Source organism: Nitrosospira sp. Is2, assembly GCF_033095785.1.
GTDB lineage: Bacteria > Pseudomonadota > Gammaproteobacteria > Burkholderiales > Nitrosomonadaceae > Nitrosospira.
Window position 1 is genome coordinate 2,035,190 of sequence record NZ_CP137134.1, and the last position, 14,355, is coordinate 2,049,544.

Consider the following 14,355-nt stretch of genomic DNA (forward strand, 5'->3'; position numbering starts at 1 on the left):
GTCCTTCAGGTCAATCATCCCATTTTCCAGCCTGGATCAACTGGTTTTTCAGGCCGGGTAACGGAAAACCCAGGTCGTACGCTTTTTTCGCATAAGTTTTAGCCTGCGCATAATCTTTCTTTTTCATATAGAGCAGGCCAAGATTGTAATTAATGGTTGGGTCTTCCGGTTGGAGATCGACGGCCACGCGGTATTGCTCGGTAGCTCTGTCAGTTTGCGCGGCTTGTAGAAGATAAGTTGCGTATACCATGCGTACCATGGCGTCGTTGGGTTTGAACCGGATAGCACGATCAAAAAAACACTCGATGGAAAATTGCGCGCCTTTCGGTTTCAGCGTCTTTTCCCGCTGGGCCAGTTTTCCCATCGCAGCCAGTGCCCGGTGGTGATTGGGGAACATCAGCAGCGTGTAGTTCAAGTCAGCCCCGATTGTCCCGGTAGCGCCCGCGCGTAAATTTTCCACATCGGAAGTGAAATGGAATGCCTCGACTGTCGCAAGCATCTTCTTGTCTTCCGAATTGGTGTAGTCGTAGATTTGAGTCCCAGGGGCCGCCAGATTACCGCAATGGGGAGGAACCTCTCGTGCATGAAGATCCGCTGCGCCAGTCATAATTATTAAAACCGCAATGCCGAATATGTTTCTCATATAACCTCCTCATCACAGAACAGTCTGCCTCGACAATTCAATTAAGGGAGCTCCGAGTAGTTGTTAAAGGTCAAATCACCAGGAGCGAATCCAGTTCCTGGTTATGTCGGCCACCTGGTCACGCCAGAGACGACGTGAAAATGTATGATCGGCTTCAGGTAAATTATGCCGGGATACGCGTGGAGCAGCGAGTAAGCGTTGCCAGCCAGGCGAGGCGCTAACCAGATCGGAGAACTCTTGGGCAGTGAGATCATTGCCGCTGATGATCAAAAGTATTTTTCCATTGAAGCGGCGGAGCCCGTCGAGCATCCGGTCGGGGAGGTTAGCTGGATCACACGATTCGCCAGTGCGCGCAGGTTCTTTCTGTCCGTGTTCGTTCGCTCTTCTTCCCGCTGCAGCTCGAGCGATCGTCCGGGTAAAAGAACGCGTGGCGGTGGAGTAATCAAACCGACCGCTCAACACCTTGCCCCAAAATTCCTTGTTAAAAAAACGCGTAAGGTAATAATGCTTCAGATAGGCTTTTGCCTCGCCTTGTTCCGTTCTTACCCACGGGTTCAACAGTACCAGCCCCGTTACGCGCGGGTCCCGGTGTGCATAGAAAAGCGCAGCCGATGCTGCATCGCATAATCCCCAGATAACCAGCTCATCAAGAGCGGGCAACTCCTGCAGAAACCTGTCGATGGCGCAATGCAGGTCATCCTCCAGCCGTTCAAAATCCCGCGGGTCGCCCTCGCTATCACCCATTCCGCGGCAATCAAAACGAAAAACGGGAATGCCGTCGGCGGCCAGGTTGCGCGCAAGCAAGGTAAACTGGCGGTGGCTTCCAACTCGATATTGCGGGCCGCCCACCAGTATCAGTACGCCCCTGGAACCGATCTGCTCAGGCAGGCTGATCATTCCATACAGCCACGCGTCGTTACACTCAACGACCAGAGGGCGTTCCTCTACATTTGTATCAGGTAGCAATGACATTTGTGGTGGCTGACACGAGCTGGGGACACTCGGCAATCTCCTGTGTTGCCCAAAACGGCAAACAAGGCACGAGGTGAAGGAATAGTTGAACTTCGCTTTGCTTCCAGGCGCCTACCACTTTTGATCCGGCAGGGGTCATGGTGCGCCCGGGCTCGGCCACGATCTCGAACCAGTGGACCGGGCTGTTCTTTACCACTAGTTCCGCCGCTTTTAGGCTGTCAATTGCACCCGCAAGGTCGGGTGCGAGTTCATAGCCGGCCACCTCGAGTGGCATCCCCGCTTTCAGGCTAGCGCGCAAGGCGCTGGTTCCGCCAGTCTTGTCTCGATCCCCGGCCAGCATTTCACTAGCCAACCTCAACCGCAGAAACTGGGTCAGGAACGCCTCTCCACTGATGACTGGTTGCCATAGAATAATCTGGGCGACTTTTTTTTTTGCGCTCCTCGCAAAATCAAGCGCGAGCAGCGCGCCCAGGCGCAGGCCCCAAAGACTGACGGGTGTCGAAACGCGCTCTTCGAGCCATGTCCTGGCAACGGCCAGGTCCTGCTTCCATATCTCCCAGCGCGCATCCGAGAAGTCGCCGCTGCTATCCCCACAGCCGAAAAGGTCTATCTGCAATACGCCAAACCCCATGGCAGCAAAAGCTCTTGCCTGCAACGCAGCCATTCGCCGCGACTTGTTCATCTCCTCCCCAAAGGGATGAACGTATATGAACGCTCCCCGGCACTCCTTTTCCGCATGAGGCGCATGGTAGAGGCAGAAACGTCTCCCGCAGTCGGTCCGCAGAAAAAAAGGCTCAGCAGGAACGTTGCGCGGAGATAACTTTTTCATTCAGCCAATTTTTGCTCAACAAAACCGGTGAGGCTGCCTACCGTTTCGAAAGTTTGCGCGCTGATTTCGTCATCGTCCACAGTGATGCCGAAGTGATCTTCCAAAGCAGTAATTACGTTTACCACTGCCATCGAATCCAGTTCCGGAATACTACCCAACAAGTCAGAGTCTGCCGAAAGCGAGTTCTTCCGTTCGCCGAGGCTTAACACATCGGCCAGTATATTTGTTACTTCTTGAAGATGCTGCATGATTACTCCATGGTGGTTTTGTCTTTCTCGGCACCGGGTATATGCCCCAGGCCCTGGGTATTCAGCCGAAACTCCGGAAATGAACCGGAATGTGTGGATAGGTGAAAATAGGGATATACAGAGGCCAGCGTTATCTGCCACGGGCCGGCACAAAAAAAGATGGCGCTACCAAGCGATGTGGTCCCCAGTCGCGCATGGGCGCCAAGCGAACCCGCGTTAAAGGCCGAAATTCGGCTACACGACCACGAAACCTCGTGTTCCCGCAGGAATCGATTCGCTTCATCCCATAAGCGGGGAAAAGTAAATCCCAAACGGAAGTCGGGATCGACGTACACGTCGAAATCCCAGGCTGTGCTTCCCTCAGGAAGCGGTATGTAGCGAGCGCGTACTTCATCCTCCTGATAACTGCCCAGTAACAGCCAAAGGAAGCCCATAAATTGCGCTTCCTTAGAGGCGACCAGGCACTGCGCTCCTTGCGCAAACCGAGCCTGGATCGCTGCAGCGGGCCTCGGAAATTGTCCGATAATCTCATCCTTTTCATGGATCAGCCTGACCTCAATATTCCTTCCCCTGCGCGGCGGGAGCAAGGGAGTTTGGCCCACGGGCTGCGCGACCAGGTGATACTTATATAACCGCAGGCCTCCGTTCGAGACCATGACGAAAAATTTGTTGAGTATGAAAAGGCTGACATTGAACCAGCCCCACTGCCGCACCATTTCATAAAACTCATTTTTTCGTTGCGTTATCGATGCCATTGCGTTTATGAGGCGCATTGATCAGCCCCGGATTTAGTGCGGTGGCTACAAGGGCGGATAGTTTAATCCGAACCAGTCCGGTTGCCCAACTGTTGTTGCGGGAATGGCTGAACCGCTCCTCCCCTTCTTCCAAGACCTAAAACTTGAAGCGTTAGAGCCGAGTTGAGCCAACTTTCTCCGGCCGCCCCACGCTGGGGCGCCAAAACACGGCATCTTACTATAAGTGTTCAAAGGGATGAGTTTCAAGTAACACGCCGTCAGTACGAGCGATTGGTTTTGAGGCTGTACTTCAGTCCAATTGGAACGGCATGAAAACTCGGTAACATGGCGAGCGGAAGTGCCTATTGATTACTGGCTAGCCGGTGCTGGTGCTCGGCAGGATACTGGCTTTGATTTTAAAGGCACTTCCCTGTACGCTTCACCTATGGTTAACCTCAGCAACAATTTCCTGGCAGGCTTGCCGCAGGGGGCAATGCCTACCAGGTAAAGCAACTTCGTGCCCGTACTCAAGCGCCGCAGCGTGGCGTAACTGGCGGGAGCGTGCGGTGAGGGGAGCTATGTTCGGGTATTAAAAGATGACAACCATTTGTTACGGAAAAAACATGAAAAAAATTAATTTTAATGTCGTGAAAGAGAATGCAAACCCTGCTGTTAACAAGAGAAAGCTGCGCGCCTCGCATTTTGCGCTCGCTTCCTTCCTGATGATCGGCTCCTGCCCCGGCTTGGTGGCCCAGGCTCACGCCGATTCCTTCGAACGCTTGTCTTCGCTGCTGGCGGCCACACCCGAGGGCGGCTGGGTCAAGGCCAGCACTGGTTTTTTTTGGGATGCATGGCCGACCGGCGCCGATGCGGTGCCGGGACAGTACGGCTGGCCCGGAGCCATCGTCCGTGCCTGGAGTTCTTTTGCCTGGGATTCGAGTCGCGGCGACTTGATGCTCTGGGGCGGCGGTCACGCTAATTACACCGGGAATGAAATGTATGTGTGGGACGGCGCGACAGGTTCGTGGGGACGCGGCTCCCTGCCGAGTCGGACGGATAGCCAAGGCATGGTCCTTGGCGGCACTGCGCCGCAGTCTGCACATACCTACGACAATAATATCTATCTCCCCGTCAACGACATGTTCCTGACATTTGGAGGAGCCGCGAGCGGCACCGGCAGCGTTTTCCGGACGACGGAAGACGGTAACATAAGACGTGCGGGACCGTATTTGTGGGATCCGGCGAAGGCCGATGCAAACAAGGTCGGGGGTACGCTCGATTCGGGCTGGAATACTGCCAATCCAGCACAAAATGGGGATATGTGGATCGATCGTCACGGGCAATGGACTGGCACTGAAGCCCCGGGGTATATCAACGGAACTACAGCTTATCGTACGGAAAATGGGAAGGACGTGGTCTACCTTACCGCCGACTCGAATGCATCAGGGTTTGCCTCGCTTTATCGCTATACGCTCGGCGATGTAAGGAATGGCGGAAAAGATACCTGGGAGCAAATCGGGATCGCGCGTAATACAGCGGGATACCAGGGCGCTGCCACGCTTGATACTGACCACAACCTTTACATCAAAACGGCTGCCGTCACCGGACCTTATACTTCCGATCTCACGATATGGGATCTGGACAGGGCAAACGCCAACAATCCTTCGGCAAATCAGGATATCGGAATTAACCTGGTTAACCAGGATGGGAGCAACTTTACAATCCATTCGTGGTACGGCATCGCGTATAACGCAGCCAATGATACGATTGTTCTATGGGATGGCAATACCAACGGTTCGGTGTGGTCAGCGAATGTTCTCACCGACGCGAATGGCGATATTGGCTCCAACACAACCTGGACCGTTTCGAACATCGACAGTTCAACCTCGGCTCATCCTAACGGAAGCTTTGCTACCGGCGTCCTCGGCAAGTGGCAGTATGACAGTACCCTCGGCGCGTTCATAGCTCTGGATGAATTTGCACGTATGGACAATGGGGCATGGGACACCGGTGTGTGGCTTTATAAGCCCATGAGCGCCTTAAACGCGCCAGCTGTGCCCGAGCCGGAAACATATGCAATGTTCCTTGCCGGACTCGCCATCATCGGAGGGATCATCCGCCGGCGCGGAGTGCGACTGTCCTAACGGCCAGACGCCTTAAACGGTCGCTATGCAGGGGAGCGGAGAGAACGCCTACCGGCTTTTCTCCGCAGCTTCATTTGTTTTAATTCCATATTTTAGATTTGCTTGAACGGGATGAATAACGGTATTCCCGCAGTCTGTCGCGCCGAGCGCGGCAATCGAGTCGCAAACCGGCGGCCCGGGTAGGTTTTATAACAATCTCATCATTGGCGCGAGCCCGGCAGCCGGTTTCGTCCCTTGCAGATTACCTCGCGCGGAGCGTGGGGGAACCGAGCGTCACGCGCTGTCTTTCAGGGTTCAATTAGTCGGTACGAATAGCCCCGGGCTACGCGTTTTCTCGCAGATGCGAAAATTGCGCAAGTGGAGTTCAAGCCACGGTTTGCCCGAGTTCATCAACTTATGCTGGGCATAGGCAACTTAGCCGGTTTAGAGGAGGCAGGACGACTGCAACATGGCGTTATGCTATATTAGCAAACTCATGCTTGTCCAGATTATTCCCCTGATCGAACGTTGTCAGTCATGGGTACTATTCGGTAGGGATCACGCTCGGTCAAGTTGATCCCCTTCCGGGATTGACCAGTTTAGGAAAACGGTAAATGAGCGGCCTTTGTCCAGGGTACGCTCGCTTCCAGTACCCGCTCTGTCCTCCGGGATATCAAAAACGGAAACCCCTTCAGTAAGCCTCGATAGGCCGCCGCCTTAAAAATCCAGAGCAACGAACTAAAGAATAAGTTTATGGTGCAGCCCATGGCGACTTCGAAGGTAGTAATTATTTTGCCGACGTATAACGAGCGTGACAACATCGGAAGGATGATCGATGCGCTACAAGTTCAGTCGCGTGGATTCGGTCATGAGTTGCACATCCTCGTAGTGGACGACAGCTCTCCCGATGGCACCGCCGATGTAGTGCGGATGAAGCAGGCCACTTATCCGAACGTGCATCTGCTGCTGGGGCAGAAGGCCGGATTAGGCGCGGCTTACATTCGCGGCATGGTACACGCAATGGATCAGCTCCATGCCGACGTCGTGTTCGAGATGGATGCCGATTTTTCTCACAAGCCCGAGGATGTGCCTCGGCTGATGGACGCGATTGACCAGGGGGCCGATTTCGTGATCGGCAGCCGTTATGTAGAAGGCGGGTCGATTCCGAAGGAGTGGGGACTGATGCGCCGTTTGAATTCCCTGGGCGGCAATATCGTCGGGCGGTACATCGCGGGGTTGTACAGGATTCATGATTGCACGGCGGGGTTCAGGGCGATCAAAACGTCTTTGCTAAGAAAAGTCGTATTTGATGATCTCGGCGTCCAGGGCTACGCCTTCCAGGTGGCGCTGCTTCATGAGGCCGTGTCGCTCGGTGCGAAAATCAAGGAAGTCCCAGTGGATTTCATTGATCGTACCGAAGGAGAATCCAAGCTTGGCATTTCGGACATTATCGAGTTTATCGTCAATGCCTGGTGGATCAGGTTGCACAGCTCCAAGACATTTATCAAATTCGCCGTCGTGGGGTTGTCCGGCGTCATCGTGAATCTCGGGATATTTACCTTGCTTCTTGAAGCGAACGTCAATAAATACATTGCCTCCCCCATCTCGATCGAAGTATCCATCATCACGAATTTCCTCCTGAACAACTACTGGACCTTTCGCTTGCGAAAATCCCAGGACCACGTCCGAATAAAAGGGCTGAAATTCAATATGGTCTCGCTTGTGTCCCTGGGAGTGAGCTACACGACTTTCGTAGTGCTTTCAGTACTTTTTCCTGAGACGGCTCCAGCGGTTCATCAGCTCATAGGGATTGCGCCTGCGATGCTCATAAATTATTTCCTGAATTCTTACTGGACCTTCAAGCATGCCCCGGAAGCCAAAAGCTGAGCTTACGAACGGTCCCAACAACGATATCAGCCCACCTTGCGGGTATCGCCGCTAATGCTATCTGATTGCCTGCGGGCGAGCCAAATGGCTTGCGTTGAGCGGCATGGGAAAGACCAGCACAGCTTCGTGCAATTGATTCCGTTAAAGATAGCGTCCATAGCAAAAGTTAGCGAAATAGAATGACGCCACGCTTGAATATTCCGCAGAATCCTGGATTTCGGCAAAGGAACGACAAGAGCTGTTAAGGAATCACCACCATCGGCCGCGCCGCTATTCGTCGCCAACGTATACTTGATCGAAGTACCTATGCGCATACTTCACGTCCTCGACCACTCCATTCCCTTACACAGCGGCTACACTTTCCGCACGCTCTCGATCCTGAAGGAACAGCGCGTTCTGGGATGGGAGACTTTTCACCTGACGAGTTCCAAGCAGAAAAATTGCGACGCACTGGAGGAGGACATTGACGGGTGGCATTTCTATCGCACCCCGGTCGCGACCGGCCTGATGTCGCGCTTGCCGGTCCTGAACCAGCTCGCGGTCATGGATGGGCTGACGCACCGGTTGATTGAAGTGGCGAAGAGCGTCAAGCCCGACATCCTGCACGCCCATTCCCCGGTCCTGAATGCAATACCCGCAATACGTGTGGGCCGTCTTATGAGCATCCCGGTAGTGTATGAAGTCCGAGCGTTCTGGGAAGATGCGGCGGTAGACCACGGCACCAGCCGCGAATGGGGGCCTCGCTATCGCCTTACTCGCGGCCTGGAGACTTATGCGCTGACCCAGGTCGACGCGATTACCACTATCTGCCAGGGGCTGCGGGGAGACATCGTTGCGCGGGGCATTTCCAAGGAGAAGATTACGGTCATTCCCAATGCCGTGAATATCGAGAATTTCAGCGTGGGCAACCCCGCCGATCCGGCGCTTGCGCGGGCCCTCGGTCTCGAAGGTAAGCTGCTGCTAGGTTTTATCGGCTCCTTTTATGCTTACGAGGGCTTGAGCCTCCTGCTCCGCGCCTTGCCGGAAATGCTGTCACGCAGCCCCGACGTCCGTGTTCTCCTTGTTGGCGGCGGGCCGGAGGAGAGCGTATTAAAGAACCTTGCTGTGCAACTGGGGGTTGAGGACAAGGTTGTCTTCGTGGGACGCGTTCCTCATGAACAGGTGCAGCGATATTACAACTTGATCGATGTGCTTGTTTATCCGCGGCTTCGGATGCGGCTCACGGAACTCGTGACGCCGCTCAAACCACTGGAAGCGATGGCGCAGGGCCGGCTGGTTGTGGCATCAGATGTAGGCGGCCATCAGGAATTGATTCAGGACAATAAAACCGGCGTCCTTTTCAAGGCGGACGATGCCGGCGCCCTGGCTTCCAAAGTACTTGAGCTACTTGCCCAGCCTGAGCGCTGGCCTGTATTGCGCGACGCTGCCAGAAGCTTTGTTGAAACGCAACGCAGCTGGGCAGGCAGCGTTGCGCGCTACCAAGGCGTCTATCACATGGCGCTTCACAGGGACGTGCAGGAATGAGCGTACCGGGCGCGCGCATCGGCCTGGTCGGTCCGCTTCCCCCGCCTTCCGGCGGGATGGCGAACCAGACGCTGCAGCTGGCAAACTTGCTGCGCGAGGAAGGCTTCAAAGTGGATCTGATACAGGTCAACCCGCCTTACCGCCCAGGCTGGGTCGGCCAGCTAAAGGGGGTGAGGGCAGTGTTCCGGCTCCTCCCCTACCTTGCTAACCTCTGGACATCGGCTGGGCGGGTCCAGTTGTTTCACGTAATGGCCAACTCCGGCTGGTCATGGCATCTCTTTGCCGCCCCGGCGATCTGGATAGCGAAGCTGAGAGGCATACCGGTTATTGTCAATTATCGCGGTGGAGAGGCCGATGTGTTCTTCGACAAAGCCTTTACCTGGGTAAAGCCCAGCTTGAGCCGCGCTGACGCCGTTATCGTTCCTTCCGGTTTTCTTGAAGCTGTGTTCGGGAAGCGCGGCTTCTCTACCAGCATCGTGCCCAACATTATCGATCTCAGCCGTTTTGAAGCCGACACGCGGCAATGCAGCTTGGGGCTAACGGATTCCCCGCACCTTATCGTCACACGCAATCTGGAGCGCATATACGACAACGCCACGGCCTTGCGCGCGTTCAGCATCGTCCGCAGCGCATATCCCGGGGCGAGGCTGACGCTGGCAGGTACCGGACCAGAGCGGGAGCCGCTGGAACAGCTTGCCGCAGGACTGGGAATAACGGATGCCGTGGTGTTCTCCGGACGGGTAGACAATGAACGCATGGCTGTGCTCTACCGCAGTGCGAATGTGATGATCAACCCGAGCCTGGCCGATAACATGCCAATTTCGGTGCTGGAGGCGCTGGCAAGCGGTGTGCCGGTCGTGACGACGAATGTGGGCGGCGTCCCTTATCTGGTCGAGCATGAGAAAACTGCCTTGCTGGTACCCGCGCAAGACCCGGAAGCCATGGCTGAGGCGATCCTGTCGTTGCTGAATAATCCCGTCAAGGCGGGGGAGATAAGGCAGGCCGGCATCGACTCGGTGCGTCAGTACACATGGCCGAACGTGCGGGTGCGTTTGCTCGGTGTTTATAAGAGGCTCTTGGCGAAAACTGGTCGTTCGATGGCGGACGCGAAATGAATCCAGGTTCGTCAAGGAGGGATTTGTACACCGCACTCGTATCCGGCGTTTTCTTTCCGCTGCACGAAATCATTAAAAAGCATGATAGCGTCGCGATCCGCAAGGAGATGGAGATATCGCAGTGGTGGGACGAGGGCCATCTGGAGCAACTCCGTCTTGCCCGCTTGCGACACTTGCTTGCGAGCGCCCAGGCACGCGTCCCCTATTACCGCAGGCTCTTTTCCGATATCGGCTTCAGGGTGGAAGACATCCGCTCGCTGGCGGATCTCGCAAGTTTACCTTTTCTTGATAAAGCCGCGATCCGAGCCAGCAGCGATGCGCTCAAGGCGGAGAATGCAACCGACCTGACACGCTTCAATACTGGCGGTTCCAGCGGCGAGCCATTGGTCTTTTATATCGGTAAGGAGCGCGTAAGCCACGACGTCGCGGCCAAGTGGCGCGCAACCCGCTGGTGGAATGTCGATATTGGCGACCCCGAGGTCGTGATCTGGGGTTCGCCCATCGAGCTTGGCGCGCAGGATGGCCTGCGTGCGCTTCGTGATCGTATGCTGAGGACGCGACTGCTGCCCGCCTTCGAGATGTCGGAAGAAAAACTGGATCGGTTTCTGGATGAGATAAGCGCTACGCGCCCGAAAATGCTGTTCGGCTACCCGTCCGCCCTGTCCCATATTGCCCGGCATGCCGACGCCCGGGGGCGGTCAATGGATGATCTGGGCATTCGGGTTGCCTTTGTCACCTCTGAACGGCTCTACGATGAGCAGCGCCAACAGATCGGCAAAACGTTCGGATGCGCGGTGGCGAATGGCTATGGCGGGCGCGATGCGGGCTTCATTGCCCATGAATGTCCGCAAGGGGGCATGCACATCACTGCTGAGGATATCATCGTCGAAATCGTCGATCAGCGGGGCATCCCCCTACCGCGTGGCCAGGCGGGCGAGATTGTGGTTACCCATCTGGCTACGGGCGCCTATCCGTTTATCCGCTATCGCACCGGCGATATCGGCGTACTGGATAGCAAATCCTGCAGTTGCGGAAGGGGCCTTCCCCTGCTCAAGGAGATCCAGGGCCGCAGCACGGATTTCCTGGTGGCAAAAAATGGAGCGGTCATGCACGGTCTGGCCTTGATCTATATCCTGCGCGACTTGCCGCAGATTCGAAATTTCAAGATTACGCAGGAAAGCATTGATCTCACGTGCGTGTCGGTGGTTTCAGATGATGGACTCGGCAGCGAGCTGGTCGGCAACATCGTTCAGGGTTTCAAGGCAAGGCTGGGTCAGGAAGTGGAAATTCTTGTCAAAGAGGTGAAGGAGATCCCGTCGGAAAAATCGGGCAAATTTCGCTATGTTGTGAGTAAGGTGGCGCCGACTTGAAAGTAGGGCGTCGGGAGCTAAAATGAGATTGCGGCGGTCGCGCAGATGTTTTATGAAAAATAAACCCGAGGCCTGCCGGTAAACGGGATAATATTCCCTGACGCTGGGAGCAGGGCAACGAGGGCTTCTTGCTGAGTGGTGGATTGGAGGCGCCGCGGATGACCCTGCGTTCCTTTAATAATAAATATTCACACCTTGGGGACCGGGAAAATGATAGGCCTTAACGAGTTCAGCCTTAAGCGAGTGGAACCATTATGCTGAGGTGCTAAATGAGTGATGAGCAAAACACATCTTCGACCCCATCAACCTTCTATTACGAAGAAGGACGTGACGAGATGGCCGATTATGTCCCCGCATCGATTAAACGCCTCCTAGACGTCGGGTGTGCGCAGGGGAAATTCGGCACGAATCTGCTAAGAGACAACAGGGAACTGGAAATTTGGGGGGTAGAACCCTTCGAAGATGCAGCTGAAGTTGCCCGAGGGCGGCTCACAAGAGTCATTAACACAACTGTGGAGGATTCTCTGGCGAGCCTGCCTGAGGGATACTTCGATTGCGCAGTTTTCAATGATTCGCTTGAACATCTGGCTGATCCATGGGCGGTGCTAGGCCAACTCAAAGCTAAGCTGGCACCGGGCGCGACGGTCGTCGCCTCCATTCCGAATCTCCGGTACTTCCATGTGATCAAACAGATATTGCAGGAAGCCGATTTTGAATACGCGCCGTATGGAGTGCTGGATAAAACCCATTTGCGCTTCTTTACCAAGAAAAGCATGCAACGCCTCTTTGCCGAGAGCGGTTATCGCGTTGAACGCATACAGGGCATTAAGCCCGCTGCTTTTCCCTGGAAGTTCGGTTTGATGAACCTGCTGTCCGGGAATGCTTTCGAGGACGCGCGATACGAGCGTTTTGCCCTGGTGGCGAGAGCTTCTTAGCTTGACCGCGTATTTATTCCATCTGCTTAGTTAAGCAGGTGAGGATTGCTTGCAGTCAGCGAAATCAAGTTGAAAAAAAACTCACAGCGACGTTCGGAACCACATTGCTTCTTTACGTGCGACCCGAAAGTCGCCTGAGCAAGTCTCGCAGCCGTACTGATAGTAACGTAGGCCGTTCCGAGGTCCGGTCCCAGGTACTATGATCCGTATCCTTTACCGGATGCCACAGGAGGTCCGGCTCGGGTCCGGGCGCGGGCATGGCCGGGCGAAACACGAATGTTCCAGGGGTCAGCGATTTGTCCAGCCAGTTGTTGCGGTAATAGCGGTTTTCTCTTCCCGGTGGCACAAACTCGCCATCCCCTCCAATATCTTCTATCCGCAATCCCCGATACGTCAGCACGGTGGGAACGACGCACTCCGAATGCCCCGCCCATCCGTGCTCCCGGTACTCGGAGGCCAGGGTCTCCAGAGCAGCCCGCGAGAACCGCGCGATGGGATTGAATGAGCGCAGCCATTGCTGCTGGGGCAACTCGACCTCGTCGGGCAATTCAAGCGACTTCCACAGCGGCCAGTCCGGGATCCGATCGTGACGCGCGATGCTGGTGCTGAGCAAATCCGCGGTATTACCGGCAAAGCTCTGAAAGAAATGCCTCCAATCGCCCGAGTATACGACGTCGTATTCCAGATACCAGTAATTGTCGTAAGCAGGCAGGCGATGAAAAGCGCTGAGAAGCATGCCGTCCTCATTGCCGGGGATCTTGTCCGGAAAGTAGCGGCAAGGGCGCTTGTACTGCGGCCAGTCGTGACTGCCGTGGGGAAGCGCCTGCCCCGCACGGCGAGACACTTCCGCCTCGCTCAGCCTGGTTTCATCGTAATAGAAGAAAATGTCATGATCTTCCGGCACTTCTGCGCGCAGCTTTTGCAGCCTTGCAAGCACCGTCTCGCCCAGGAGGTGGCTGCTGAACAGAACCGCGTTACGTTTCATAACCGTTTCATATCATGAGCTCTCGTCCGACGGATGCGCGTTAATTCTGTTGCACAAGCAAGTGCTCGACAAGCGGATTGCTTGCATCCAGCTCGTCATCCGACGTGTAAAGGCGCATCTGAGATTGGGATGGCAGAAGAAACTCGTGCGCCTTGGCGGTCGCGCGCCAGCCGTGGGACCCTGCTATTTCCTTGGGGTCAAATGCTTTTTTTACATATTTCTGTATGGCGTGGTCCAGGCTTAGCACGATGTAGTGTTTGAGCTTGAAGTCCACGGGGTAGGGCCGGATGCCATCAAAATGGACGACATGTCCGCCGGTGTCGCGTAAATTCACCGATGGGACGGTCCAGCGGCGGTTGTGCACCAGCTCACTCACGAGTCTCCTTGTGCCGGGCCAGCGCCGGGACTGTTTCTTCCAGGCGTTCAGCCGGTGAGGGTGACGCTGCGCAAACGGATAATACCACCGCATCGTCTTCTGAAACTCGGCATTATCGTGCTCAGGAAACTCACGAACCGGTAAAAACGTATACTCCATGAAGTTGACCGCGTTGTAGCCTTTCCCGTCCACTTCTTCTAGCGCTTCAGCCAACGTTTGCCGGGAGTTGGGCGCAACCCTGATCTCATCCGGGTCGGCGTGCATCAGCCAGTCGGCTTCGATCTCGTCCGCCAGTTGCTCCTTGCGCATCAATATCTTCTGCCACTGGTACATACCGTGGCGAGGAATTCGCTCGATGCCGATTACATTGCGGTCAAGGTATTCGCGGGCAATGGCGAGCGTGTCATCGGTTGAGTCGTTGTCCAGCAAATAGACGTCTATCCCCTGGTGAAGATAATGTTCAAGACAGGCGCGGATGAATCGCTGCTCATTGTAGCTGGCTAGTATTGCGACGATTTTCATAACTGGTGAGGTAAATATGCTGCTCGGGCGTTCTACGATTCTCGCAGCAGCGGGGAGATGACGAACGTCCTTATGGTTTGCTTATCTTAGGT

The 14,355-nt window shown here is 55.3% G+C and carries 13 protein-coding genes; 6 read left to right on the forward strand and 7 right to left on the reverse strand.

The features are described from left to right. Positions 1–10: 10 nt before the first annotated feature. The 5 genes from R5L00_RS08955 to R5L00_RS08975 form a co-directional block, all read right to left on the reverse strand. Positions 11–643: a tetratricopeptide repeat protein gene (locus R5L00_RS08955; protein WP_107694015.1), complete on the reverse strand. Its 633-nt coding sequence runs from the start codon at positions 641–643 to the stop codon at positions 11–13. Positions 644–718: 75 nt separating this feature from the next. Next, positions 719–1,615, reverse strand: coding sequence for a hydrolase 1, exosortase A system-associated (locus R5L00_RS08960; RefSeq protein ID WP_317650964.1), 897 nt, complete (start codon positions 1,613–1,615; stop codon positions 719–721). Continuing rightward, positions 1,599–2,444, reverse strand: a complete 846-nt coding sequence (locus R5L00_RS08965) for a hydrolase 2, exosortase A system-associated (protein ID WP_107694017.1) — start codon at positions 2,442–2,444, stop codon at positions 1,599–1,601. Before R5L00_RS08965 ends, R5L00_RS08960 begins: the two co-directional genes overlap by 17 nt. Beyond that, positions 2,441–2,692: an acyl carrier protein gene (locus R5L00_RS08970; RefSeq protein WP_107694018.1), complete on the reverse strand. Its 252-nt coding sequence runs from the start codon at positions 2,690–2,692 to the stop codon at positions 2,441–2,443. The genes R5L00_RS08965 and R5L00_RS08970 overlap by 4 nt, the downstream gene beginning before the upstream one ends. 2 nt (positions 2,693–2,694) lie before the next feature. Continuing rightward, positions 2,695–3,465 carry a GNAT family N-acetyltransferase gene (locus tag R5L00_RS08975; protein WP_219907512.1) on the reverse strand — a complete coding sequence of 257 codons (771 nt, stop codon included), beginning with the start codon at positions 3,463–3,465 and terminating at the stop codon, positions 2,695–2,697. A 584-nt stretch (positions 3,466–4,049) separates the two neighbouring features. Between R5L00_RS08975 and R5L00_RS08980 the strand changes: the two genes are divergently transcribed. The 6 genes from R5L00_RS08980 to R5L00_RS09005 all read left to right on the forward strand — a co-directional run bounded on the left by R5L00_RS08980 (position 4,050) and on the right by R5L00_RS09005 (position 12,380). After that, complete coding sequence (locus R5L00_RS08980) at positions 4,050–5,570, forward strand: PEP-CTERM sorting domain-containing protein (protein ID WP_317650978.1); 1,521 nt, start codon at positions 4,050–4,052, stop codon at positions 5,568–5,570. A gap of 744 nt (positions 5,571–6,314) precedes the next feature. Beyond that, positions 6,315–7,436 (forward strand): glycosyltransferase, encoded by a 1,122-nt coding sequence (locus R5L00_RS08985; protein ID WP_107694170.1) that lies wholly within the window; start codon positions 6,315–6,317, stop codon positions 7,434–7,436. Between the two features lie 306 nt (positions 7,437–7,742). Then, positions 7,743–8,960 carry a TIGR04063 family PEP-CTERM/XrtA system glycosyltransferase gene (locus R5L00_RS08990; protein WP_317650989.1) on the forward strand — a complete coding sequence of 406 codons (1,218 nt, stop codon included), beginning with the start codon at positions 7,743–7,745 and terminating at the stop codon, positions 8,958–8,960. Beyond that, a complete protein-coding gene (locus tag R5L00_RS08995; protein ID WP_317650992.1) occupies positions 8,957–10,075 on the forward strand; it encodes a glycosyltransferase family 4 protein in 1,119 nt (372 codons plus the stop codon). Before R5L00_RS08990 ends, R5L00_RS08995 begins: the two co-directional genes overlap by 4 nt. Then, positions 10,072–11,445, forward strand: coding sequence for a phenylacetate--CoA ligase family protein (locus R5L00_RS09000; RefSeq protein WP_317650994.1), 1,374 nt, complete (start codon positions 10,072–10,074; stop codon positions 11,443–11,445). Before R5L00_RS08995 ends, R5L00_RS09000 begins: the two co-directional genes overlap by 4 nt. Positions 11,446–11,714: 269 nt before the next feature. Then, positions 11,715–12,380 (forward strand): class I SAM-dependent methyltransferase, encoded by a 666-nt coding sequence (locus tag R5L00_RS09005; RefSeq protein ID WP_317650996.1) that lies wholly within the window; start codon positions 11,715–11,717, stop codon positions 12,378–12,380. Between the two features lie 112 nt (positions 12,381–12,492). Here R5L00_RS09005 and R5L00_RS09010 read toward each other — a convergent pair whose 3' ends face one another. Further along, entirely contained in the window at positions 12,493–13,365 is an 873-nt protein-coding gene (locus tag R5L00_RS09010) for a hypothetical protein (RefSeq protein ID WP_317651001.1), read from the reverse strand. A gap of 40 nt (positions 13,366–13,405) precedes the next feature. Further along, positions 13,406–14,263, reverse strand: coding sequence for a glycosyltransferase family 2 protein (locus tag R5L00_RS09015; RefSeq protein WP_317651005.1), 858 nt, complete (start codon positions 14,261–14,263; stop codon positions 13,406–13,408). Positions 14,264–14,355 lie beyond the last annotated feature (92 nt).

What these genes read in the sequence shown, in the direction of transcription:
- R5L00_RS08995 (WP_317650992.1), top strand. Translation starts at nt 8,957, where the DNA reads ATGAGCGTACCGGGCGCGCGCATCGGCCTGGTCGGTCCGCTTCCCCCG.
- R5L00_RS09010 (WP_317651001.1), bottom strand. Translation starts at nt 13,365, where the DNA reads ATGAAACGTAACGCGGTTCTGTTCAGCAGCCACCTCCTGGGCGAGACG.
- R5L00_RS08990 (WP_317650989.1), top strand. Translation starts at nt 7,743, where the DNA reads ATGCGCATACTTCACGTCCTCGACCACTCCATTCCCTTACACAGCGGC.
- R5L00_RS08985 (WP_107694170.1), top strand. Translation starts at nt 6,315, where the DNA reads ATGGCGACTTCGAAGGTAGTAATTATTTTGCCGACGTATAACGAGCGT.
- R5L00_RS09005 (WP_317650996.1), top strand. Translation starts at nt 11,715, where the DNA reads ATGAGTGATGAGCAAAACACATCTTCGACCCCATCAACCTTCTATTAC.
- R5L00_RS08955 (WP_107694015.1), bottom strand. Translation starts at nt 643, where the DNA reads ATGAGAAACATATTCGGCATTGCGGTTTTAATAATTATGACTGGCGCA.
- R5L00_RS08975 (WP_219907512.1), bottom strand. Translation starts at nt 3,465, where the DNA reads ATGCGCCTCATAAACGCAATGGCATCGATAACGCAACGAAAAAATGAG.
- R5L00_RS08970 (WP_107694018.1), bottom strand. Translation starts at nt 2,692, where the DNA reads ATGCAGCATCTTCAAGAAGTAACAAATATACTGGCCGATGTGTTAAGC.
- R5L00_RS09015 (WP_317651005.1), bottom strand. Translation starts at nt 14,263, where the DNA reads ATGAAAATCGTCGCAATACTAGCCAGCTACAATGAGCAGCGATTCATC.
- R5L00_RS08980 (WP_317650978.1), top strand. Translation starts at nt 4,050, where the DNA reads ATGAAAAAAATTAATTTTAATGTCGTGAAAGAGAATGCAAACCCTGCT.
- R5L00_RS09000 (WP_317650994.1), top strand. Translation starts at nt 10,072, where the DNA reads ATGAATCCAGGTTCGTCAAGGAGGGATTTGTACACCGCACTCGTATCC.
- R5L00_RS08965 (WP_107694017.1), bottom strand. Translation starts at nt 2,444, where the DNA reads ATGAAAAAGTTATCTCCGCGCAACGTTCCTGCTGAGCCTTTTTTTCTG.
- R5L00_RS08960 (WP_317650964.1), bottom strand. Translation starts at nt 1,615, where the DNA reads ATGTCATTGCTACCTGATACAAATGTAGAGGAACGCCCTCTGGTCGTT.